A 21,809-nucleotide genomic window follows, 5' to 3' on the forward strand; every position below is an offset into this window, starting at 1 on the left:
TCGTGCTGTAGCGCTGGCCGCGATCGCGGTGGTGATGCCACACATAGCTCGACCAGAACTGACGGCGAAACTTGCCGGGTTCGAGTTCAGGTCACACAACAAGCTCGACCTCTTCAACGGCATGATTGTCGGCGGACTTGTCCCTTCAGCCGATTTGGTCCTTGGGGAATTCCGCAAGGTCTTGGCTGAAAAGGAGAACGGGTGGTGGGATGACCAAACCTCCTACGCGATGTTCAACTGGCTGAAAGTATTTCCGAACACCGATCGTCCGGCCTCCGTTTTTGACGCCTTGTCTCTGATTCCCGAAAAGAATGTTTCGAGATGGCAGATCAGGGATATCCTGCCTCAACTGAGGCTGCTCGACGATGAAACCAGAGCGAGCATGTTGCGTGAGTTTGCCCTGATATCTCCCGATATGCTGTCGGAACACGAGTGGTTCGACCAAGTACGAAAGCTAGGCTTCCGCACGGCAATGGACTTGCTTCTGCAGGGGGCCGAAGGTGATTTAGGTAAGGGCTTCGACCTCAAGGCCGGTCATTTCCTGCTACCAGAGCAGCTCGCATACGCGATGGGTGACGACGATCTGCCCTACGCTTTCGAGAAGCTGGCTGCAGCGCGATCCGAGGGCGCAAAAGCGCTGGTTTTCTCGGTTATTTTGAAGGCCTCTTCGTTAGAAGGTCTGCTCGCCGCCACAGAGTCCCCGGTGGGACGGCAGACCCTACGCCGACAAGGAGAGCCCGGCGTACAAGGCATGATTTATACCAAAGAGCTACACAGCCCTGACGGCACGTCCTACGAGCTCAGACCGCGCAATGCTTCTGAGCTTAGGAAGCGACTGTTTGCGCTGACGATCTCACCCGACCAAGATCAGGCGGCGTTTGCCGTGGAATATCTCAGTCGCATCGACGCGCTTCGGCAGGCCGATGGCGCAGCTGAGGATGAGCCTAGGCATCCTGATATCGAGAGTGGACGGCCGTGGCCCCTACACCGAAATGACCGCCCGTGGTTGCCGTGACTTATGTCAACTTTCGGGCGAACGCAAAGGGATGTGGAATGGCCGAAATAGGGCGCAAAGCGGTCATGTGCGCCCTCACCTGTGCGAGTCTGCTTTAGGTCAGAAGCGGCCGTTTTAGCTCAGTTGGCCACCCGCTTCCTTCATGAGAGCGAGCACGCGGTATTCGTCGCCAGACACCGTATCACCCCGACTGGCGCCACCTTGCCGCCAGCCTCCAGCCAGGGCGCCAATGGAAGGCGCTCATCAGCAAGTGCATCGGCACCATGCCGTCGAGTTGTGAAGCAGCCTGCCCGCCCATGCTCAGCATGGCTGCATCGCGCCATGAGCGCGAAGGCTTCCCAGGCACATTCCAGAAACAAAATTCAACAGTTCGGAAAAACCGGCGAAAAGATCGGGTGGCATAGGCTTCCCAGTCGGGATTCCAGGTTCTTCCTTTTGGAAGCCCTCCACCAACAAAATCGCGGCGACGGCGCAGCGCCTGCTCCAGCGGCGGCATGAACAGCCGGGCAATGCCCAGGTAGAACCTGCCAATTACCAAGCTCAGCTTCATGATCCAAACAGTCTCGGGTCAGATGCGATGGCGGAGCGCGTCGATGATCACCGCCATCGCAGGGGAGAGCTGTCGCCTGCTCGGATAGTAGAGGTGATAGCCCGCAAATGGCGGGCTCCAGTCGTCGAGCACGAGCCTGAGGCGTCCGTCGGCGATGTGGTGGCTGACGAGGTTTTCCGGGACATAGGCGATCCCGAAACCGCTTGTCGCAGCCTCGATCATGGGAATGGACGAGTTGAAGGTGAGCTGGCCTTCCACCCGCACACGAAGGTCGCGGCCATCCCTGGCGAATTCCCAGGCATACAATCCGCCGAACGTCGCCTGCCGCATATTGATGCAGTCGTGATCGACCAGGTCCTGGGGCGCGGTCGGAACCGGATGGCGGGAAAAGTAGTCCGGCGAAGCCACGGCCACGAGCCTCCAATCCGGCCCGATGCGCACTGCGATCATATCCCTGTCGATGCTCTCGCCAAGCCGCACGCCTGCGTCGAAGCGCTCCTCCACAATGTTCTTCATGCCGTTGTCGCTGTAGAGCTCGACGCGCACGTCGGAATTGTCGTTGAGCAAGGGCTCGAGCTTCGGCCAGACGGTCGTCTGGAGCGCATGGTCGGACAGGGTGATGCGGACCGTTCCGGAGGGCTTGTCGCGAAACGCCACCAGGCTTGCAAGGTCGGATTCGATTTCCTCGAAGCGGGGAACGAGAGATTGGAATAGTCGCTCGCCGGCCTCGGTCGGAGAGACGCTCCGCGTCGTACGCGTCAGCAGGCGGACGCCAAGGCGAGCTTCAAGCTCCTTGATTGTCGAACTCAGGGTCGACTGCGAGGTTCCGAGCTTTGCCGCCGCCCTGGTGAAACTGCGCTCCCTGGCGACCGCCACGAACCAGAGCAGATCCTTCATGCCGTCGCGCTGCATAGGGCACCTCCCGCCGGACATTCATATCATGAGCAGATAAGTCCATGCGGATTACTTAGTCTACTTAAATGGGTTCCCCTGCAATATCTTCTGGCAGCGACGGCGGCTGATCCGTCCGGCCGCTTTGCCAGGATGCCAATCATGGAAACCACATACGACACAAGGCTTGTTGAAAACCGCGCCGCATGGGGCGCGGTGTTGTCGATGGCGCTGTGTGTTTTCGTGCTCATCGCGTCGGAATTCATGCCGATCAGCCTGCTGTCGCCGCTAGCGGCCGATCTCGGCATCACCGAGGGCCGCGCGGGACAGGCGATCTCGATTTCGGGCGCTTTCGCCGTGGTGACCAGCCTGCTGGTCGCCGGCCTCACGCGCCACATCGACCGCCGACTGGTCGTGACCGGCTTCACCCTCCTCCTCATCGTGTCCGGTCTGGCTGTCACCTTCGCGCCGAACTACGCGTTGCTCATGGTCGGCCGGGCGCTGCTCGGCATCGCGATCGGCGGGTTCTGGTCGATGTCGACCGCGATCGTCATGCGCCTCGTGCCGCAAGACATGGTTCCGAAGGGTCTCGCCATGCTGAACGCCGGCAATGCCATTGCGGCCACCATCGCGGCGCCGCTGGGCAGTTTTCTTGGCGCCTATGTCGGCTGGCGCGGCGCTTTCTTCCTCGTCGTGCCGTTTGGCCTCCTGGCGCTGGCCTGGCAGTGGACAAGCCTGCCGGCGCTGCCGCCGCGCCGCAGGAATCGTGCCGGCAATCCGCTGGCGCTGCTCGGCCGTCTTCCTGTCGCTACCGGCATGGCGTCGATCATGATGCTGTTCATGGGCCAGTTCGCGCTCTTCACCTATCTGCGGCCCTTCCTCGAGAACGTCACGCGGCTCGACATCGCCGCCCTCTCGGCGGTCCTGCTGGCGATGGGGCTGGCCGGGGTGCTCGGCACATGGTGCGTCGGCCGGCTTTTGCGCACGCGTCTGTTCAGCATTCTCACCGTCATCCCGCTGGTCATGGCTGCGCTGGCCGCTGCGCTCATCGCCCTCGGTGCACTCCCGGGTCCCACAGCGCTGCTGCTCGTTGCCTGGGGCTTCTTCGGCATGGCCGCGCCGGTTGGTTGGGGCACGTGGCTCAGCCGAACGTTGCCGAACGACGCAGAGGCCGGCGGCGGGTTGCAGGTAGCCGTCATCCAGCTCGCCATCACCGGCGGCGCCGCGATCGGCGGCACGCTGTTCGATACGGTCGGCTGGTGGGGACCGTTCACTCTGGGCGCGGTGCTGCTCTGCGGATCGGCGCTCGCCGCCCTTGCCGCAGCGCATATGGCCCGGAGGTCTTTGCCGTGACGATCGAACATGCGCCGCTCAGCCGCCGGACATTGCTCGGCGTCGCGCTCGCGGTGGCGGCCCTGCCTCGCACAGCCGCCGGCCAGGAAAGCCAATCTCCCGTCAGCCAGGAGCCCACCGACATGAAGATCAGGATGGTTTTCAACGGCCGCACCATGACCGCCACGCTCTACGACAATCCCTCGGCGCGCGACTTCTTCTCCATGCTGCCGCTCGACCTCGAGATCGAGGACTACGCCCACAACGAGAAGATCGCCTATCTGCCACGCAAGCTGACGCAGGAGGGAAGCGGTCCGTTCGCCGACGAGCAGCCCTATGACCTGTGCTATTTCATGCCCTGGGGCAACCTGGCCATGTTCTACGCCGACTACCGCCATCCCGGGCTGATCAGGCTTGGCCGCTTCGACGAGGGCGAGCAGGCCCTGCACGTTCGCGGCAAATTCCCGCTTCGCATCGAACGCATTTGAGATCGCAAAGGAGATCACCATGGACATTCTTCGCGCCGGCACCAGGCCTTCCGGCAAGGGACCACCTGACTGGTTCACCGGAACGGTGCGGATCGATCCGCTCTTCAATCCCTTCGACGCCGAGCGGGTTCAAGGCGCACAGGTGACCTTCGAGCCCGGCGCCCGCACCGCCTGGCACACGCATCCGCTCGGCCAGACGCTGATCGTCGTCTCCGGCCTCGGCCGAGTTCAGCGCCAGGGTGGCCCGGTCGAGGAAATCCGTCCGGGCGACGTCGTCTGGTTCGCGCCCGGCGAAAAGCACTGGCACGGCGCGTCGCCTCGGACCGCCATGACCCACATTGCCCTCCAGGAGGTCAAGGACGGCAAGGTCGTGGACTGGCTGGAACATGTCAGCGACGCCGACTACGGCGCCTGATCTCTCCTCGAAAGGAACCAAAATGCTTGCAACCGTTCTTCACAAACCGGGCGACATACGCTGCGAGGAAATCGCCGATCCGAAAATCATGCGGCCGACGGACGCCATCATCAAACTGTCGGCAAGCTGCATCTGCGGCTCGGACCTGTGGCCCTATCGCGGGCTGCAGCCGGTCGCCGGGCCGATGCATATGGGCCACGAATATTGCGGCATCGTCGTCGAGGTCGGCGCAGAGGTGCGCACGGTCCGCCCCGGCCAGTTCGTCGTCGGGTCGTTCTGCCTCTCCGACAATACCTGCCCGCATTGCCGCTTCGGCTTCCAGTCGTCTTGCGTGCAGCGCGAGTTCATGTCGGGCGCGCAGGCGCCTTACGCCCGCGTGCCCCTGGCCGATGGCACACTGGTCGCCACCGCCGAGGTGCCGCCGGTCGACCTCATCCCTGACCTGCTGGCTGTGTCCGATGTGCTCGGCACCGGCTGGTACGCGGCCGACGCAGCCGAGGTCCGCGAAGGATCGACGGTGGTGGTGGTCGGCGACGGTGCGGTAGGCCTGATGGGCGTGCTTGCGGCCAAGGAGATGGGCGCCGAGCGCATCATCGCCATGAGCCGGCACGCCAGCCGCCAAAAACTCGCCCGCGAGTTCGGCGCGACCGACATCGTCGCTGAGCGCGGCGAGGAAGGCGTGGCCCGCATCAAGGAACTCACCAAGGGCGTCGGCGCGGACTCCGTGCTGGAATGCGTCGGCACGGGAGAATCCTTCGACCAGGCGCTGGCCTGCTCCCGCCCCGGCGGCACCATCGGCTATGTCGGCGTGCCGCACGGCGTGAACTTCGACGGCCAAAAACTATTCTTCGGCCAGAAACGCATGCTGGGCGGCCCGGCGCCGGTGCGCCGTTTCCTGCCCGACCTGATGGACCGTGTGCTGCAAGGTCGGATCAAGCCCGGCAAGGTCTTCGACCTCAAGCTGTCGCTGGCCGAGGTCGCTGAAGGCTATCGCGCCATGGACGAGCGTCGCGCCATCAAGGTCATGCTTTCGGTGTGAGCAGCAATCGGGCGGACGGCCTGTGCGCACCAAAACTCAGAAAAGGAACAACATATGACGATGAGATTGAAGATTGCCGCCCTTGCGCTTGCGCTTTCGGTCGCCACGCCGGCTTTCTCGCAAGAGTCCGCGATCATCGGCGCATGGCGCATGATTTCGCTCGAGGCCGGCGCCGAGGGAAACCTCAAGCCCGTGCCATATTCCGGCCAGGTCATCTTCACCGAGGCCGGCACCCTCTCGGTGCAGGCGCAGAACCCCGACCCCAAGGCGCCGGACACGCCTTACACGGCGAATGGCTACGAAGCCTATTACGGGCCGGTCGCCATCAACGACAAGGACAAGACCTTCGTCATCACGATCGAGTCCTCCCTGGTCCGCAACCTTGTCGGCAAGAGCATGAAACGCAAATTCGAGGTCTCGGACAACAAACTGGTCCTCACGCCTGACAACCCGGCCGAAGGCTGGCGCGTGACCTACGAACGCTACTGATCCGAACAGTTGGATTACCGATTGACCAAAATGGCGCGGATATCAGACCGAAATGGCGTCATGGCGGAACTGACGCCGATCATGGCGGCTGTCTTCGCCGGCTTCCTGCTGATCGGCCTGGCGCTACCCGTCCTGCCGCTGCATCTTCACCAGCAGCTTGGCTTCGGCCCCTTCGCAGTGGGACTGGTGACGGGCAGCCAGTTCGTCGCCTCGATGCTGTCGCGCATCGGGGCTGGCAACTATGCCGATGGGCGCGGCGGCAAGCGCGCCGTCGTCGTCGGCCTCATTGCCGCTACCCTTGCCGGGCTATTTTACCTCGGCTCGCTGGCATTGCTCGACCGGCCGGTAGCGTCCGCATCGGCGCTGTTCGCCGGACGGGCGGTGCTGGGCGCGTCCGAGAGCTTCATCATCACCGGCGGCGTCGCCTGGGGCCTCTCCGTTGCGGGCGGACAGAACTCCGGAAAAGTCATAGCCTGGGTGGGCACGGCGATGTTTGCGGCGCTCGCGCTGGGGGCGCCGGTCGGATCTGCGCTTTATGCGGCGAGCGGTTTCACCGCGATCGCGCTCGCGACGATCATCCTGCCGCTGGCGACGCTGCTTGCCATCCTGCCGATGCGCGGCACCAGCGCCGCCTCGGGCAGCGTGCCGCAGTCATGGAGGAGCGTGGCGAAAGCGGTCTGGCTTCCTGGCGTCGGAGCTGCTTTCAGCAGCCTCGGCTATGGTGCTATTCTGGGCTTCGGCGCCCTGCTCTTCGCCGAGCGGGGCTGGCAGCCGGTATGGCTTCCTTTCACGGCCTATGCTGCGTCTCTGATTGTGGCAAGGCTGTGCTTCGGCCACCTGCCCGACAGGCTTGGAGGCGCACGCGTCGCCGTGATCTTCGTTGTGGTCGAGGCGGCAGGGCTGATGCTGATCTGGCTTGCGACCGGGCCTGTTGTCGCCGCAATCGGAGCGGGTCTGACTGGCCTCGGCTACTCGCTGGTCTATCCCGGCCTCGGCGCCGAGGCCGTAGGCCGTCTTCCGTCGCGCAGCCGCGGCCTGGCCATGGGACTCTACACCGTCTTCCTCGACGTGGCGCTCGGCTTCGGCAGTCCGGCGCTCGGCCTGGTCGCTGCGTCGACCGGGCTGCAATTCGTCTTCTTCGCCGTCGCGGCGGCGACGCTTCCGGCGTTGGGCATAGCTCTGCTGCTGGGTCGCCGTAGCGCTCCATTATAGACAGCTCGCCGGCGCCGTCCGCATGAGGTTCGCTCATAGTCTCTTTCCGGGTCGCCACTGAGGCTGAACCCCTGCCCCGCAAGGGTCGACGAGGCCCGGCAAATTCCCGCCCAGACACACTCCAGAAACAAAATTCAACAGTTCGGAAAAACCGGCGAAAAGATCGGGTGGCATAAGCTCCCCGGTCGAGATTCCGGGCTCTTCCTTTTTGGAAGCCCTCCACCAACAAAATCGCAGCGGCGGCGCAGTGCCTCCTCCAGCGGCGGCATGAACAGCCGGGCAATGCCCGGCGAGGACGAGAAAGTATGGACATGGACTACGATATCGCCGAACTGGACAGCGACGCGGCAACGGCGATCGGCAGCCTGGCAAGCATCGATGCGCTGGCAAGGATCGCTCGCGGCCCGGCAAGGGACGGCCAGGTCCTGACGGGCGCCGACTTTGCCCTGCAGCCGGGTGAGCGGCTCGATACGGTCTTCGAGCAGCTCGCCGTAACGTTTGCCGCACTGCCGGCGGTGATCTCCGAAGAGCGCGTGTGGACCTATCAGGAGCTGAACAGCCGTGCCAACCAGTTCGCCCGCATGCTGATCAAGCACGGCGTGCGGCCGGGCCACCGGGTCGGGCTCATTCTCGATCGGTCGGCGGAGACCTATGTCGCGTTGCTGGCGGTGATGAAGGCGGGGGCTGCCTTCGTGCCGCTGGCCACCGCGTTTCCGCAGGAGCGGATGGCGCTGATCATCGAAGACGCCGCCGTCAGCATGATCGTCACCATCGCCGCCTATGCGTCGCGCGCCGGTCAACTGCCCGTTCCCCATGTGCTGATCGACAGCGCCGCCGCCGAGATTTCCGCGCAGTCGCCCGCGCCGCTGAAGCCGCAGGCGGCCGACGACATTTGCTACATCCTCTATACCTCGGGCACCACTGGCAAGCCCAAGGGCGTGGTCATCACGCACCAGAGCTTCGTCAATTTCATACACGTCGCGGCCGCCTCCTACGGCTACCGGCCGGGCGACCGGGTGTATCAGGGCATGACCATTGCCTTCGACTTTTCCTCCGAAGAGATCTGGGTGCCGTTCGTCGCCGGCGCGACGGTGGTGCCGGCTCCTGGCCAGATGCCGCTGGTGGGCGAGGAACTGGCGGATTTCCTGCGCCTCCATGACATCACCTGCATGGCCTGCAGCCCGACCTTGCTGTCGTCGATGACATCGGACGTTCCCAGCCTGCGCACGCTTCTGGTGGGCGGCGAGGCCTGCCCGCACAATCTGGTGGTGCGCTGGTCGAAGCCGGGCCGGCAGATCCTCAACACCTACGGGCCGACCGAGGCGACCGTCACCGCAACGATGGGGGCGCTGACGCCGGACCGTCCCGTCACGATCGGCGCGCCGTTGCCGACTTACTCGATCGTCATTCTCGACGCTTCGCTGCCGCAACTTGCCGAGCCCGGTGAACTGGGCGAGATCGGCATTGCCGGCATCGGGCTCGCCGTCGGTTATCTGAACCGGCCGGACCTGACCGACCAGAAATTCATCGCCGATTTCGTCGGCCTGCCGAACAACCCGTCGCAGCGCATCTACCGCACCGGCGATCTTGGCCGGATCAACGATAGCGGCGAGATCGAGTATGCCGGGCGCATCGACACGCAGGTGAAGATTCGCGGATATCGCATCGAACTCGGCGAGATCGAGGCGGTGCTGCTCGACCAGCCCGAGATCGCCCAGGCCGCCGTGACCACCTGGGAGATCGAGCCCGGCCGCGTCGAACTCGTTGCCTATTACGCGCTTAAAACCGGCGTAGCGGCGGTTTCCCGTGCGGATCTCGCCCAGACGATGAAGCGGCGGCTGCCCGACTACATGGTGCCCGCCTATCTGGAGGAACTGCCTGCCATCCCGATGACCGTCTCCAACAAGGTAGACCTGCGCCAGCTGCCGAAGCCGACGAGCATCCGGCTTTCGGCCGATCGCACGATGGTGCCGCCCGCCAATGAGGACGAGCGTTTCCTGGCGGAAGCGCTGGCCACGGTGCTGAAATTCGACGCGGTGTCGGTCGAGGATCACTTCTTCGACGATCTCGGCGCCAACTCCTTGCTGATGGCGCATTTCTGCGCGCGCGTGCGCACCAGGAAGGAATGGGCGACGACGTCGATGCGCGACATCTATCTCTATCCCACAGTGGCGCGCCTGGCGCTGCATCTGGGGGTAGCGGAGGAGATGACGACGGCAACCAACGAGCCGGTCCTCACCCGCCGGGCCTCGAATTTCGCCTACTGGACCTGCGGCGCGGCGCAGCTTTCGTTCTACGGCCTCTACAGCTACGTGGCGCTCTGGGCGATCAATGACGGCCTCAACTGGATGTATGACGCGCTCGACGATCCGCTGCAGCTCTATATCCGGTGCGTGGCGCTCTCGGCCGCCGTGTTCTTCGGCATGTCGGGCTTTGCAGTCCTGGCGAAATGGGTGCTCATCGGCCGCTGGAAGGCCGAGGCGTTTCCGATCTGGGGCGTGCGCTACTTCCGCTTCTGGGTGGTCAAGACGTTGATCCGCACCGCACCCGTCGTGCTGTTCCGCGGCAGCCCGCTCTACAGCCTCTATCTGCAGCTGCTCGGCACCAAACTCGGGAAAAACGCCGTCATCGAATCGAAGTCCGTGCCCGTCTGCACGGATCTTATTTCCATCGGCGCCAACACCATCCTGCGCAAGGAATCGATGATCCTCGGCTTCAGGGCCCAGTCCGGTTATATCCACACCGGGCCGCTGACCATCGGCCGCGATGCCTTCGTCGGCGTCGGCTCCACGCTCGACATCGACACCAGGATCGGCAACGGCGCCCAGCTCGGCCATTCGTCCTCGCTGCATCGCGGGCAAAGCATTCCCGACGGCGAGCACTGGCATGGATCGCCGGCGGTGCCGACCACGGCGGACTATTGCAAGGTGCGCAATGTCAATCCTTACCAGGTCCGGCGCTTCCTCTATGAAGCGCTGCAGCTGGTCGGCCTGTTTGGCCTCGTCACCCCGCTGCCGCTCCTGTTCCACAGCTACTGGGAATATGTCGGCGACGACTATCAGGAGACGATCGGCCTTGTCGCAATCGGCACCACGGTCACGCTTTTCGGCTATATCGCGGCGGCTTTCCTGGCAGCGACGCTGGTGCCGCGCCTGACGAGCCTGATCTTCAAGCCGGGCCGCACCTACACGCTTTACGGTTTCCGCTACTGGCTGCAGACCGTCGCCGAATTCGCCAGCAATTCCCGCGTGCTCGGGCTCCTGGCCGGCGACAGCTCGGCGATCGTGCACTACATGCGCGCCATCGGCTGGAACCTCAACAGAGTGGTGCAGACCGGTTCCAATTTCGGCTCCAACCAGCAGCACGAAAACCCGCTTCTGTGCGAGATCGGCACGGAGACCATGGTCTCGGACGGGCTGTTCATGATCAACATGCACAAGTCCGCCTCGGCCTTCAGGCTCGAGCCGACGCGCATCGGCGAACGCAACTATCTCGGCAACAACATCTACTATCCGCCGGACGGCCGCACCGGCGACAACGTGCTGCTCGGCACCAAGGTGATGATCCCCATCGACGGGCCGGTGCGCGAGAATGTCGGCCTTCTCGGTTCGCCTGCGTTTGAAATCCCGCGCATGGTGAACCGCGACAAGGAGCTTATCGCCGGCGTCGACGAGGCCGACCGGCGCCGGCGCATCCCGCACAAGAACCGCCACAACCTGGTGACCATTCTTCTGTTCCTGGCAACGCAATGGGTCATGCTGTTCGTCACGCTGGCGATCTGGGACCGGGCGCTGAACTACTATACGGAATGGGCGGAGGTGGCGCTGTTCGCCGCCGTCATCTTGACCTCGGCGATCACCATTCCGTTCTACATTCTGGTCGAGCGGGCAAGCCTTGGCTTTGGCCGGCTGAAGCCGCAGATGACGACGATCTACGACGTCGCCTTCTGGCGCCACGAACGCCACTGGAAGCTGGCGGATTCGCCCATCGTGCGCCTGTTCGCCGGCACGCCGTTCCGGCCGATGATCCTGCGCCTGCTCGGCGTCAAGGTCGGCAGGCGGGTCTATGACGGCGGCAGCAATTTGACCGAGCGTTCGCTGGTCGAGATCGGCGACGACGTCACGCTCAACGAGGGCTGCGTGATCCAGGCCCATTCGCTGGAAGAAGGCGCGTTCAAGTCCGATTTCATCCGCATCGGCGATGGCTGCACGCTCGGGCCTTCCGCCTTTGTCCACTACGGCGTGGTGATGGGCAAAGGCTCGATGGTCGATGCGGACTCCTTCGTGATGAAGGGCGAAGAGCTGGAGCCCAACTCGATCTGGCGGGGCAACCCGGCCAAGCTGCATCGCTTCGTCACGCCGGTGCCGGAGGATAGCGTCAAGGCAACGGCTTGATGAGCGCCGACATCCGCCTCGTTTCGGTGACCGGGGCCAACCGGGCCCTGGTCGCGGCTCTGGAACTGGCTGCGGATCAGATGGATTTCGTCGCCAGCAATGCGGAGTCGCTGGACGAAGCCGAAAGCGACGGGGACGCTCGGCCGCGCGTCGTCATGGCAGGGGATCGCGTCGTCGGTTTCCTGATGTACGAGGCGCCGCAGGACGACGACGAGGCGCGGATCTACCGCTTCATGATCGATCGCGTCCATCAGGGCCAAGGCTACGGCAAGGCCGCTTTGCGCGAAGTGCTGGATGAAATCATGCGGCTCGGCCACATCAGCCACGTTTCGATCTGCTACGAACCTGGGAATGAAGCGGCACGCCGCCTCTATCGCGCTGCCGGTTTCGTCGAAGAAGGGCCCGACGAGGACGGGGAAATGATCGCCGACCTCGCTCTGCGGGGCGAACAGCCATGACGCGCCGGCTCGATGCCGGTGCCAGCCTGTCGGCGCAGTTGCTGGCGGCGATGGCCGCCATGGCACCGGCCGGCGTTCGGATCGGATGCCGCACGATCCGCGAAGGCGATGAGAACCATTTGCTGCCGCAGGAAGCACGCTCCATCCCGTCACGCCTGCCGCTGATGCGGCGGGCGAGTGGCGCGGCGCGGTGGATCGCGCACGAGCTGCTGGCGGATATGGGCTTGAACGACGTCGCTATCCTCCGCGGCTCCTCCGGCGCACCGGTATGGCCTCATGGAGTAACGGGGTCGCTGGCTCACGACGACGAGATAGCCGTGGCGGCCGTCGCGCCGCTCTCCCACGTCGCCTCGCTCGGCATCGATATCGAGCCCGCTTTGCCCCTGCCCGACGACATCTTCGCGCTGGTTGCAGTCCCCGCTGACCGGATCGACGCAACCGACTTGTGTCTTGCCGGTCGCATCCTTTTTGCCGCCAAGGAAGCTGTCTACAAGGCCGCCTACCCGCTTGATGGCGAAGTGCTGGGCTATGAGGACATCACCGTCGATCTCGACGCAAGCGACGCTGTGACGAAGACGGGCCGCAGAGCGAAACTGGTTTACTGCGTTGCTCCGTGTGTGGTCGTTCTGGCGTTTGTCGATGGTGTCCGAAGCGCCCCCCTTTAAGCGCGATGGGCCAGCGCCCGACAGCAACGCCTGCTCAACAAAGCGCTTTTTTTTCGCAGAGCGGTCGCAAAAGGCTCACACGGTTCGTCCTTTGACAGAAGAAGGAGAGCGCCATGAGAAACCTTATTATCACCGAGTTCATCAGCATCGATGGCATCGCCGAGGTCGAGAAGCTGCCCAGCGTGACCTGGAACGATGAGATGCAAAGGTTCAAGGAGGACGAGCTTGCCGACAGCGGGGCCATGCTTCTGGGGCGCACGACCTACGAGATTTTTGCCGGCTCTTGGCCCAAGGAAACCGGAGATTTCGCCGACCGGTTCAATGCGCTGCCGAAATATGTCGCGTCGACAAGCCCGAAGGCACTCGACTGGAAACCGGCCGAGTTGCTGAAGGGTGTGTTGCCGGAAGCGGTTCGGGCGCTGAAGCAAGGCAGCGGCGGCAACATCTATGTGCATGGCAGCCTGAGCGTCGCGCGGGAATTGCTGCGCCATGGTCTGGTCGATCGCGTCAGGCTGCTGAGCTACCCTGGCTCCGTCGGGGAGGGCAAGAAGCTGTTCCCGCCCGATATGCCGGTGGCGTTGGAGCCGATCTCGACCGTACAGTTCAGCAATGGCGTGGTGGCGCTGGAATATGCGGCTGGGAGGGTGTGAGACGCTGGTGGGGTAATCTCCCCTTTAGGGGAGATGTCGCCGAAGGCGACAGAGGCGGTCGGTCCGTCCTGACGCAACCTCCTATCGACAGTAGGAGGTCTAGCTTCACGCGAGACGACCCCCTCTGGCCTGCCGGCCATCTCCCCCTCGAGGGGGGAGATCGGCAGCTCACCCTGCTTTCTTCCCCCGCTTGCCCTTGCCACGCGCCTCGACCACTCTTTCCACCTCGCGCTTCAGTTCGTCCTTGACCTCGTGCGTCTCGGCAAGCAGCGTGTCGATCTTCATGAAATCGAGCACGCGGTATTTCGACACCGGCGGGCGGATCAGTATGTCGGGGGGGCGCTGGTTCAGCTTGTGGGCGATGATCGACTGCATCATCAATTGCGTGGCGCCGTACATCAGATCGACGGTGGTCGGGTGCTTGCGCTCGGCCTCGCTCGGCGCACCGACGACGTCGATCGCGATGATGATGTCGGCGGCGTCTTCGATGAGGTCGAACGGCACCGGATTGTAGATGCCGCCGTCGATCAGCACGCGGTCGTCGCGCGTCACCGGGCGGAACACGGCGGGAATGGCAGCCGAGGCGGCGAGCGCCGAATGCAGGTCGCCCTCGTCGAAGACGGCCAGCTTGTGACCGAAATAGTCCGTCGCCGTCACCTTGAGCGGGATCATCAGCTCGGCGAAGGTTTCCGGGATGGCTTCCGGCAGGAACGCCTTCAAGATGCGCTCTATGTTGAACTGGCTGACGCGGATGCCGCCCTGCATCGCCTCGGCGATGGTGCCGGGACGCGAGCGCCACATGCGCGCCGCCACCTCGGCGCGGCGGCCGAGGATCGAGCGGGCGTAGTCCTCGATGTCCTTGCCGCTCATGCCCGAGGCCATGCCGGCGCCCATGATGGCGCCGATCGAGGAGCCGGCGATGGCCACGGGCTTGATGCCGAGCTCATCCAGCGCCTCGACGATGTGGATATGGGCGAGGCCGCGCGCGCCGCCGCCGCCAAAGGCGATACCGAAGGTGGGGCCCGAGGTGGAGCTCGTCATTTGCCCTCCAGCTTCGGCCCGATGCTCATGATCGCGGGCGCCGGCGTCAGCAGCTTCTTCGCCGCTGCCTTGACCTGATCGAGCGTCACACCGTTGATGAGCGCCGCGCGGCGCTGCACGTAATCGATGCCGAGATTGTCGAGTTGCAATTCGACCAGGGTCGCGGCAATGGCGCTGGAAGAATCCAGATTGCTGATAGCATAGGAGCCGACCATGTATTTCTTGGTGGCGTCCAGTTCGGCCTCGGTCGGCCCCTCCTCGGCCATCTTCTTGACCACCTCCTTGACGATGCCGAGCGTCTCGGCGGCGCGATCGGAACGCGTTGCGGTGGTGATGATCAGCGAGTTGGAATGCTGGTGATCGACCAGGTTGGAATCGACGGAATAGGCCAGGCCGCGCTTTTCCCGCACCTCGTCATAGAGGCGCGAGGTGAAGGTGCCGCCGCCGAGAATCTGGTTCATCAGCACCGCAGGGAAGAAATCCGGCGCATCGCGCTTCACACCGGGATAGGCAAACTGCAGCGAGGTTTGCGGCAGGTCGTAGTCGACCTCGAGCTGCTGGCCGAGCTTCAGCTCGGTATCGGCAACCGGTTGCAGCACCTGCTTTTCCGGCAGATCGCCGAAGACCTCATCGAGCTTCCGTTTCAGCGTCGCGGCATCTATGTCGCCGACCACCGCAACATGCAGGCCGCTGCGGGCGAAATTGGCGTTGTGGAAGGCAGCCAGATCCGCCGCCGTGATGGTGGCGATGCTGTCTTTGGTGCCCTGGTCGGGCCTGGAATACGGATGTTCGCCATAGATGGCGCGCAGCCATTTGGTTTGCGCGACGGTGTTGGGGTCACGCTCATTGGCGATGATGCCGGACAGGATCTGGGCGCGGATGCGGTCGATCGGCGCCTGGTCGAAGCGCGGGCTGGTGACCGCCAGCCTGAGCAGGTCGAAGGCCGCATCCTTCTGCTCGGCCAGCATCCGCATCGCTCCATAGGTGCCGTCGCGCGCCGCTTCGAAGCCCATCTCTGCGCCGGCATCGTCAAGCTTGATCTGGAAGGCCTCGCTGTCGAGGTCGCCGGCGCCCTCGTCGAACAGGCCGGTCATCAGATTGACCAACCCTTCCCGCCCCGCCGGATCCTGCGTCGAGCCGCCATCGAAGACGAAGCGGATGGCGATGATCGGAATGGAGTGGTCCTCGACCAGCCAGGCATTGACGCCCTTTGACGAGGTCACCGGTTGGATGTCCATCGCGTGCGCGGCAAGCGCCGGCAGGATGAGGAAGAAGATGCCGAGGAACAGTGTGGCGAGGGCGTGGAGAACCGCGATGCGCCTATGAGCAATCGCATCAGGCCATTGATCGCCAAGGTCAGCTCCGCCCCTCATCGCGCTGCCGGGCACTTCTCCCCGTATAGTGACGGGGAGAAGGGGTCTCGCCGCGACGCTGGCGCTCTTCTTACGACGCTGATGGTTGGCGAAATCGACGATGACAGCGCCCCTCTCCCCGTCACTATAGGGGGAGAGGATGCCGGCAGGCAGGTGAGGGGCAGCGCTAACGCTCAATCTCGTCATCATCAATTCCCCGCCTGTTGCTGCGGCAAGAGATAGCCGGTCGTCGTACGATCGAGCAGCAGATAGCGTGCGGCGACCGCCTTGATCTCATCGGCGGTGACCTTGCGAATGCGGTCCGGCCATTCCTCGATATCCCTGACGTTGCCGCCGGTGGCGAGCTCGGCGCCGTAGAGATTGGCCATCTCGTCCTGCTTGTCGCGGGCGAAGATCATGGCCCTGATATAGCGGGCCTTGGCCTTCTCCAGCTCGTCCGCGGTGACGCCGTCCTTGACGATGCGGGCGATCTCGGCGTCGACGGCCGCCTCGACGTCGCTCAGCTTGGCGTCGCCGCGCGGCGCGCCATAGACGGTGAAATTGGTGGCGTCGAGCATCGTACCCTGGAAGAAGGCGCCGGTCGCCGATGCGATGCCTTGCTTGACCACGAGTTGCTGGTAGAGCCTGCTGCGGCTGCCGCCGCCAAGGATCTCTCCCAGCAGGTCGAGCGCCTCGGCCTCGCCGGGTTTTGCCGTGTGGTAGGACGGAACCACCCATTGCGTCGAAAAGCTCGGCACCGAAACGCGCCCATCGGTGAGCGTTACCGTGCGCTTGGTGTTCTGCTCCGGCTCGACCGGGCGGATGCGCGGGGGCAGGTCGGGACCGCGCGCGACCTTGCCATAGGTTTTTTCGGCCAGCGCCTTCACGACCTCCGGCTCGACATCGCCGGCCACGATCAGCACCGCATTGTTGGGGCGGTAGTATTTGTCATAGAAGGCAACCGCATCGGTGCGGTTCAACTGCTCCATCTCCTGCATCCAGCCGATCACCGGAATGCGGTAGGGCTGGTTCTGCCAGAGCGTCGCGTCGACCTCTTCGTCGAGCACCGCCTGCGGATTGCTGTCGATGCGCGAGCGGCGCTCTTCCAGGATCACGTCGCGCTCGGTCTTGATGACCTCGTCGGTCAAGATGAGGTTGCGCATGCGATCGGCCTCGAAGCTCATCATCTCACCAAGTGCCGAGGGCGCCACCGTCTCGTGGAAGGCAGTGTAGTCATATGAGGTGAAGGCGTTGTTGGAGCCGCCGATGGCCGATATGGCGCGGTCGAACTCGCCCGCGGCGTGGTTGGTCGTGGCCTTGAACATCAGGTGTTCGAAGAAGTGCGCTATGCCGGACTTGCCTGGCGGCTCGTCGGCGCTGCCGATCTTGTACCACACCATATGGGTGACGATGGGGGCGCGATGATCGGGAATGACCACCACCTCCATGCCATTGTCGAGCAGGAAGTTGGCCACCTTGCCATCATCCGCGGCCAGGGCCGGGCCGGCCATGGTCAGCGCGGTGGCGAGCAAGGCTCTCCGCAGCCATTCAGTATGAAATGTCATTGATGGCTCCGGTTGTTATCGCGCGACGATAGGCAAGGTTAGCCGGGGAGGCAAAGTGAATTGTGCGTCATTTTGAAGGCGCCGATCGCCCCACCCTTACGCAAGCTCGACGAACCGGATCACCGTCTCGCCGTAGTTTCGTTCATCAAGCACCGAGAATTCCGGCCCAATCTCGAAGGGCGCCGAGGCGGCTTCCTCGACCACGCACAGCGCGCCTGGCAGCAGCCAGCCGCCATCCCTGGCCGAGCGCAGGGCGCGCTCGCCAAGGCCCTTGCCATAGGGCGGATCGGCGAAGACCAGGCCGAATGCCGCAAGCGTACCGGCCTCACCCAGGGCAGTCGCGTCGCGGCGGAAGATCTTGGTGCGGCCGGTAAGGCCAAAAGCTTCGACATTGGTGCGGATCAGGCCGCGCCCTTCGGCCGATTCTTCGATAAAGACGCCATAGGAAGCGCCGCGCGACAGCGCTTCGAGGCCGAGAGCGCCGGTGCCGGCGAAAAGGTCGAGCACACGCGCGCCGTCGAGCTTGTCGGCAAAGCGGTGCGCCAACACGTTGAAGACGGCCTCGCGGGCGCGGTCGGTCGTCGGGCGGATGGCATGGTCGCGCGGCGTCGCCAGCGGACGCCCGCGAAATTGGCCGCCGACGATTCTCATTTATGCCCGGGTCTCATTTAAGGCCGGATCTCATTTAAGTCCCGGCATCATCTGGTCCTCGGGCCCTTGGGACCGTTGCGTGGCCGCTCGCCGCCCCGACCGCCATCCGGACGCTCGCCACCCGGCTTGCCGAACGGCTTGGCTCCGCCCGGCTTGCCATAGGACGGCTTGCCATAGGACGGCTTGAACGACGCCTTGCGCGCCTTGGCCTCGGCCGCCTTGGCGGCATCGGCTTCCGCCCTGCCCTTGCCGATCGGACGCGCGCCCGGCGCCATCCAGACATTAGCCTTGCGCTGGCCCGGCGGATCGATCGGCCGCTGCTCGCGCTCGGGCTTCTTGCCGCCGCGCGGTTTGTCACCAAAGGCGCCGCGCGGCTTGTCGCCGAAGCCCCCACGGGGCTTGTCGCCAAAATCGCCGCGCGGCTTTTCGCGAAACTCGCTGCGCGGCTTGTCCGAAAACTCGCTGCGCTCGGGTCTCGGGCCGCGTTCGCCAAAGCTCTTTTCCGGCCTCGCGCCCCTTTCGGGACTGGTCGACAGCTTGCCGAGCGCTTCGTCGCGGCTGCCTTCGCGGCGCTTGCGGTTCTTGATCAGACCGCCCTCGCCGATCGGCCGATGGTCGCCCTCGCGGGTGACTTTCGGCCGTTCCGGCTCCGCGTCACGCTCTCGCCGCACCGGCTGGTTGGAAAACGGCTTGATGATCTCGGCGTCGAAATTGGCGCCGGATTCCTCGACCAGCCGCTCGCCGAGCTGGTCGCGCAAGACGCGGCCCTTGATCTCCAGCACATGGCCTTCGGCGAGATCGTCGAGCTGGAACGGTCCGTAGGAGATACGGATCAGCCGCGTCACGTCGAGGCCGAGCGATCCAAGGATGTTCTTCACTTCGCGGTTCTTGCCTTCGCGCAGGCCGATCGTCAGCCAGGCGTTGGTGCCTTGTTCACGATCGAGCGTCGCCTCGATGGCGCCGTAGAAGACGCCGTCGACGGCAATGCCTTCACGCAGGCCTGCGAGCATGCTTTCCTCGACCTTGCCATGAACGCGCACGCGGTAACGGCGCAGCCAGCCAGTGGCAGGCAGTTCGAGCACGCGCGACAGACCGCCATCATTGGTGAGTAGCAGCAGGCCTTCGGTGTTGATGTCGAGGCGGCCGATGGTCATCAGCCGCGGCAATTCGGCCGGCAGCACGTCGAACACGGTCTTGCGGCCCTCGGGGTCGCGGTTGGTGGTAACGACGCCGGCCGGCTTGTGAAACAGGAACAGGCGGGTGCGCTCGATCGGCGGGATCTCCATGCCGTCGAGATGGATGATGTCGCCCGGCATGACGTTGAAGGCCGGCGAGGTCAAAGCCCGGTTGTTGACCTTGACACGGCCCGCCGCGATCAGGTCTTCGGCGTCGCGGCGCGACGCCAGGCCGGCGCGGGCCAACCGCTTGGCGATACGCTCGCCGGCTTCTTCCGCATCTGCCGGACGCGGGCGCGGCTTGAAGGCGCCGCCAGATGCTTGCGGCCGGTCGCCACCGAAATCGCGCTTGGGGCGATCGCTGAAGTCACGCTTGGGACGATCTCCGGCGTCGCGCTGCGGGCGATCGCCAAAATCGCGCTTTGGCCGGTCAAAACGCTTTTCGCCCTCGGCGGAAGCAGGCCGATCGCCACGCGGTGCGTAGGGCTTGCGCGGCCCTTCACGCTTTTCGAAAGGCTTGCCTTCGGGACGCGGCCCCTTGCTGAATGGCCGATCGCCGCCCTTGAAATCGCGCTTTGGCCGCTCGCCATCGGCCGCAACCGGCCGATCGCCGCGCGGTGCATAAGGCTTGCGCGGCCCCTCGCGCTTTTCATACGGCTTGCGTTCACCCTCGGCCGCCATAGGGCGATCCCCACGCGGCGCATAGGGTTTGCGCGGCCCTTCGCGCTTTTCATACGGCTTGCGCTCGCCTTCGGCCGCCATCGGCCGGTCACCGCGTGGTGCATATGGCCTGCGCGGTCCCTCGCGCTTTTCGAAAGGCTTGCCTTCGGGACGCGGACCCTTGCTGAATGGCCGGTCGCCACTTTTGAAATCGCGCTTGGGCCGCTCGCCCTCAGCCGCTGCCGGCCGGGCGCTGCGCGGTGAATAGGGTTTCTTGGCCCCGAAGGAGGGTTTGCCGCTTTTGCCGGCGGCGCCATCGCGGCGCGGCCCCGCGGCTCCAGGGCCGCTTTTGCCCGGGCCTTTGTGGCGCGGAGATTTCTTGTCGTTGTCGTCCATGTGGCCTTTGCCTTGTTGCGCTGCTACAGCGTGGCGCATCCTTTCGGACGCGCAAAGGACGCTATAGCACTTTGATTTGGCGCATGATCATTTCCGAAAATCTGTTCCGATATTCGGGTTGACGCGCTCCATAACAGGATCACCGCCAAGTGGCGAGGAGATAATCGGAATGGAAACCGCGTGAAGCGGCCGGATTTCATGGCGCTGGCGCTGAAAGAGGCGCAAGCCGCCGCCTTGCGCGGAGAAGTTCCGGTTGGCGCCGTCATCGCCAGCGGCGACACGGTGGTGGCATCCGCCGGTAACCGCACCCGCGAACTTGCCGATCCGACGGCGCATGCCGAAATGCTGGCCATCCGCGCGGCCTGCCAAACGCTCTCCAGCGAGCGGCTGACCGGCCACGACCTCTATGTGACGCTGGAACCCTGCGCCATGTGCGCAGGCGCCATTTCCTTCGCCAGGCTGCGCCGGCTCTATTTCGGCGCGGCCGACGAGAAGGGCGGCGCGGTGGTCAACGGCGTGCGCTTCTTCGCTTCGCCGACCTGCCACCATACGCCCGACATCTATCCGGGCATGGCCGAGGCCGACGCGGCGCTGCTGCTCAGGGAATTCTTTCGGGAAAGACGCGAAACGTAGAGCCTTCAGCTACCGAAGGCGACGGTTCCTACCAGGAGGGCAGCCAGTCGAAGAGCCCGCCGCTCTTGCCCTTGGCGGCCGCTTCCTTCTTGAGGCGGCGTTCCTTCTTGTATTCATCCTCGCCGAGTTCGCCCTGCGGCGCCGTGTCGGAGGCAGCCCGATAGGCCAGAGGCGGCTCGCTCAGATATCTGCGAGTGTTGGGATCGCCCTGCTTTTGCTCTGCGGTGCGGCGCTGGATCTCGGCGGCGCGGCCCTTGTCTGAATCCTTCGGCGACCAGGCCGGCGGGTGGCTTGAGCCCGAATCCGCCAGCGCCTTCTTCACGGAAGCCGGATCGGTCTGCACGTCGTCGACGATCCCCGACTGATAGGACGGGTCGTCCTGGTGGGCAGTGGCGTCGGCACGCAGGCGGGCGCGGCGCTGCTCGGGCGATTCGGGCCAATCGGTGCTCGCCGTCTCGATGCTTTCCTGAGGCGGCGGCAGCACTTCCTTCTGCCCCGGCGCCGGCTTTACCAGCTCCGGACGCGGCCTGTAGTCGATCTGTTCCTTGTGCTTGGGCGTGATGGCGAAGGCGCCGGAAAGGTCGCCGGCAAGCTGCTCGCCAGCCGTCTTGTCGGTGCCGTAGGTCGGCGAACCCATGCAGCCGGACAGAGCGAGGCCGGACGCGACAAGCGGCGCCAGCAGCGCAACGCGCACGGAAGTTCTGTCGATCATGCCAAAAAGTCCCACTCTAGACAGCC

20 protein-coding genes are annotated in these 21,809 nt (G+C 64.5%); 12 read left to right on the forward strand and 8 right to left on the reverse strand.

Annotation, left to right across the window (positions count from 1 at the left end; translation table 11 throughout):
* Positions 1-34 precede the first annotated feature (34 nt).
* Positions 35-1,015, forward strand: coding sequence for a hypothetical protein (locus NLY42_RS25365; RefSeq protein ID WP_023753745.1), 981 nt, complete (start codon positions 35-37; stop codon positions 1,013-1,015).
* A gap of 181 nt (positions 1,016-1,196) precedes the next feature.
* Here the strand turns inward: NLY42_RS25365 and NLY42_RS25370 are convergent, their stop codons facing one another.
* Together NLY42_RS25370 and NLY42_RS25375 are read right to left on the reverse strand one after the other, a co-directional pair.
* Positions 1,197-1,565 (reverse strand): hypothetical protein, encoded by a 369-nt coding sequence (locus tag NLY42_RS25370; RefSeq protein ID WP_023753746.1) that lies wholly within the window; start codon positions 1,563-1,565, stop codon positions 1,197-1,199.
* Between the two features lie 18 nt (positions 1,566-1,583).
* Positions 1,584-2,477: a LysR family transcriptional regulator gene (locus NLY42_RS25375; protein ID WP_023753747.1), complete on the reverse strand. Its 894-nt coding sequence runs from the start codon at positions 2,475-2,477 to the stop codon at positions 1,584-1,586.
* A gap of 141 nt (positions 2,478-2,618) precedes the next feature.
* Here NLY42_RS25375 and NLY42_RS25380 point away from each other — a divergent pair, with 141 nt between their 5' ends.
* The 10 genes from NLY42_RS25380 (at position 2,619) to NLY42_RS25425 (ending at position 13,598) form a co-directional block, all read left to right on the forward strand.
* Positions 2,619-3,809, forward strand: a complete 1,191-nt coding sequence (locus NLY42_RS25380; protein WP_031244612.1) for an MFS transporter — start codon at positions 2,619-2,621, stop codon at positions 3,807-3,809.
* Positions 3,806-4,276, forward strand: a complete 471-nt coding sequence (locus NLY42_RS25385) for a cyclophilin-like fold protein (RefSeq protein WP_023753749.1) — start codon at positions 3,806-3,808, stop codon at positions 4,274-4,276. The genes NLY42_RS25380 and NLY42_RS25385 overlap by 4 nt, the downstream gene beginning before the upstream one ends.
* 19 nt (positions 4,277-4,295) lie before the next feature.
* Positions 4,296-4,691, forward strand: a complete 396-nt coding sequence (locus NLY42_RS25390) for a (R)-mandelonitrile lyase (protein ID WP_023753750.1) — start codon at positions 4,296-4,298, stop codon at positions 4,689-4,691.
* 22 nt (positions 4,692-4,713) lie between these two features.
* Complete coding sequence (locus tag NLY42_RS25395) at positions 4,714-5,730, forward strand: zinc-dependent alcohol dehydrogenase family protein (RefSeq protein ID WP_023753751.1); 1,017 nt, start codon at positions 4,714-4,716, stop codon at positions 5,728-5,730.
* A 54-nt stretch (positions 5,731-5,784) separates the two neighbouring features.
* On the forward strand, positions 5,785-6,219 hold the full coding sequence (locus tag NLY42_RS25400) for a lipocalin-like domain-containing protein (RefSeq protein WP_023753752.1): 435 nt from the start codon (positions 5,785-5,787) through the stop codon (positions 6,217-6,219).
* Positions 6,220-6,279: 60 nt separating this feature from the next.
* The gene (locus tag NLY42_RS25405) at positions 6,280-7,431 is read left to right on the forward strand and encodes an arabinose transporter (RefSeq protein ID WP_245260096.1); all 1,152 of its coding nucleotides are present in this window, start codon (positions 6,280-6,282) and stop codon (positions 7,429-7,431) included.
* 305 nt (positions 7,432-7,736) lie between these two features.
* Positions 7,737-11,825, forward strand: a complete 4,089-nt coding sequence (locus NLY42_RS25410; protein ID WP_023753754.1) for a Pls/PosA family non-ribosomal peptide synthetase — start codon at positions 7,737-7,739, stop codon at positions 11,823-11,825.
* Complete coding sequence (locus NLY42_RS25415) at positions 11,825-12,283, forward strand: GNAT family N-acetyltransferase (RefSeq protein WP_023697683.1); 459 nt, start codon at positions 11,825-11,827, stop codon at positions 12,281-12,283. Before NLY42_RS25410 ends, NLY42_RS25415 begins: the two co-directional genes overlap by 1 nt.
* Positions 12,280-12,948 (forward strand): 4'-phosphopantetheinyl transferase family protein, encoded by a 669-nt coding sequence (locus NLY42_RS25420; RefSeq protein WP_023753755.1) that lies wholly within the window; start codon positions 12,280-12,282, stop codon positions 12,946-12,948. The genes NLY42_RS25415 and NLY42_RS25420 overlap by 4 nt, the downstream gene beginning before the upstream one ends.
* Positions 12,949-13,061: 113 nt before the next feature.
* Complete coding sequence (locus NLY42_RS25425) at positions 13,062-13,598, forward strand: dihydrofolate reductase family protein (RefSeq protein ID WP_023697685.1); 537 nt, start codon at positions 13,062-13,064, stop codon at positions 13,596-13,598.
* Positions 13,599-13,766: 168 nt separating this feature from the next.
* Here the strand turns inward: NLY42_RS25425 and NLY42_RS25430 are convergent, their stop codons facing one another.
* The 5 genes from NLY42_RS25430 to NLY42_RS25450 all read right to left on the reverse strand — a co-directional run bounded on the left by NLY42_RS25430 (position 13,767) and on the right by NLY42_RS25450 (position 20,438).
* Positions 13,767-14,639 (reverse strand): patatin-like phospholipase family protein, encoded by an 873-nt coding sequence (locus NLY42_RS25430; RefSeq protein ID WP_023753756.1) that lies wholly within the window; start codon positions 14,637-14,639, stop codon positions 13,767-13,769.
* Entirely contained in the window at positions 14,636-16,012 is a 1,377-nt protein-coding gene (locus NLY42_RS25435; protein WP_081731677.1) for a M16 family metallopeptidase, read from the reverse strand. Before NLY42_RS25435 ends, NLY42_RS25430 begins: the two co-directional genes overlap by 4 nt.
* Before the next feature lie 188 nt (positions 16,013-16,200).
* Complete coding sequence (locus NLY42_RS25440; protein ID WP_023715212.1) at positions 16,201-17,556, reverse strand: M16 family metallopeptidase; 1,356 nt, start codon at positions 17,554-17,556, stop codon at positions 16,201-16,203.
* A 96-nt stretch (positions 17,557-17,652) separates the two neighbouring features.
* On the reverse strand, positions 17,653-18,207 hold the full coding sequence (gene rsmD / locus NLY42_RS25445) for a 16S rRNA (guanine(966)-N(2))-methyltransferase RsmD (RefSeq protein ID WP_023730465.1): 555 nt from the start codon (positions 18,205-18,207) through the stop codon (positions 17,653-17,655).
* A 47-nt stretch (positions 18,208-18,254) separates the two neighbouring features.
* Positions 18,255-20,438 carry a pseudouridine synthase gene (locus NLY42_RS25450; RefSeq protein ID WP_023753758.1) on the reverse strand — a complete coding sequence of 728 codons (2,184 nt, stop codon included), beginning with the start codon at positions 20,436-20,438 and terminating at the stop codon, positions 18,255-18,257.
* A 180-nt stretch (positions 20,439-20,618) separates the two neighbouring features.
* Here NLY42_RS25450 and NLY42_RS25455 point away from each other — a divergent pair, with 180 nt between their 5' ends.
* Positions 20,619-21,071, forward strand: a complete 453-nt coding sequence (locus NLY42_RS25455) for a nucleoside deaminase (protein WP_023694762.1) — start codon at positions 20,619-20,621, stop codon at positions 21,069-21,071.
* A 28-nt stretch (positions 21,072-21,099) separates the two neighbouring features.
* On the opposite strand, the gene NLY42_RS25460 is transcribed toward NLY42_RS25455, so the two are convergent.
* Positions 21,100-21,783 (reverse strand): hypothetical protein, encoded by a 684-nt coding sequence (locus NLY42_RS25460; protein ID WP_023682973.1) that lies wholly within the window; start codon positions 21,781-21,783, stop codon positions 21,100-21,102.
* Between the last annotated feature and the right edge of the window lie 26 nt (positions 21,784-21,809).

The sequence above is a fragment of the Mesorhizobium sp. C372A genome (assembly GCF_030323245.1).
Classification (GTDB): domain Bacteria; phylum Pseudomonadota; class Alphaproteobacteria; order Rhizobiales; family Rhizobiaceae; genus Mesorhizobium.

Coding starts and splice junctions, on each gene's coding strand:
- NLY42_RS25425 (WP_023697685.1), top strand. CDS start 13,062: ATGAGAAACCTTATTATCACCGAGTTCATCAGCATCGATGGCATCGCC.
- NLY42_RS25405 (WP_245260096.1), top strand. CDS start 6,280: ATGGCGGAACTGACGCCGATCATGGCGGCTGTCTTCGCCGGCTTCCTG.
- NLY42_RS25435 (WP_081731677.1), bottom strand. CDS start 16,012: ATGAGGGGCGGAGCTGACCTTGGCGATCAATGGCCTGATGCGATTGCT.
- NLY42_RS25420 (WP_023753755.1), top strand. CDS start 12,280: ATGACGCGCCGGCTCGATGCCGGTGCCAGCCTGTCGGCGCAGTTGCTG.
- NLY42_RS25380 (WP_031244612.1), top strand. CDS start 2,619: ATGGAAACCACATACGACACAAGGCTTGTTGAAAACCGCGCCGCATGG.
- NLY42_RS25365 (WP_023753745.1), top strand. CDS start 35: ATGCCACACATAGCTCGACCAGAACTGACGGCGAAACTTGCCGGGTTC.
- NLY42_RS25460 (WP_023682973.1), bottom strand. CDS start 21,783: ATGATCGACAGAACTTCCGTGCGCGTTGCGCTGCTGGCGCCGCTTGTC.
- NLY42_RS25390 (WP_023753750.1), top strand. CDS start 4,296: ATGGACATTCTTCGCGCCGGCACCAGGCCTTCCGGCAAGGGACCACCT.
- NLY42_RS25370 (WP_023753746.1), bottom strand. CDS start 1,565: ATGAAGCTGAGCTTGGTAATTGGCAGGTTCTACCTGGGCATTGCCCGG.
- NLY42_RS25450 (WP_023753758.1), bottom strand. CDS start 20,438: ATGGACGACAACGACAAGAAATCTCCGCGCCACAAAGGCCCGGGCAAA.
- NLY42_RS25430 (WP_023753756.1), bottom strand. CDS start 14,639: ATGACGAGCTCCACCTCGGGCCCCACCTTCGGTATCGCCTTTGGCGGC.
- NLY42_RS25415 (WP_023697683.1), top strand. CDS start 11,825: ATGAGCGCCGACATCCGCCTCGTTTCGGTGACCGGGGCCAACCGGGCC.
- NLY42_RS25410 (WP_023753754.1), top strand. CDS start 7,737: ATGGACATGGACTACGATATCGCCGAACTGGACAGCGACGCGGCAACG.
- NLY42_RS25400 (WP_023753752.1), top strand. CDS start 5,785: ATGACGATGAGATTGAAGATTGCCGCCCTTGCGCTTGCGCTTTCGGTC.
- NLY42_RS25395 (WP_023753751.1), top strand. CDS start 4,714: ATGCTTGCAACCGTTCTTCACAAACCGGGCGACATACGCTGCGAGGAA.
- NLY42_RS25375 (WP_023753747.1), bottom strand. CDS start 2,477: ATGCAGCGCGACGGCATGAAGGATCTGCTCTGGTTCGTGGCGGTCGCC.
- rsmD (WP_023730465.1), bottom strand. CDS start 18,207: ATGAGAATCGTCGGCGGCCAATTTCGCGGGCGTCCGCTGGCGACGCCG.
- NLY42_RS25440 (WP_023715212.1), bottom strand. CDS start 17,556: ATGACATTTCATACTGAATGGCTGCGGAGAGCCTTGCTCGCCACCGCG.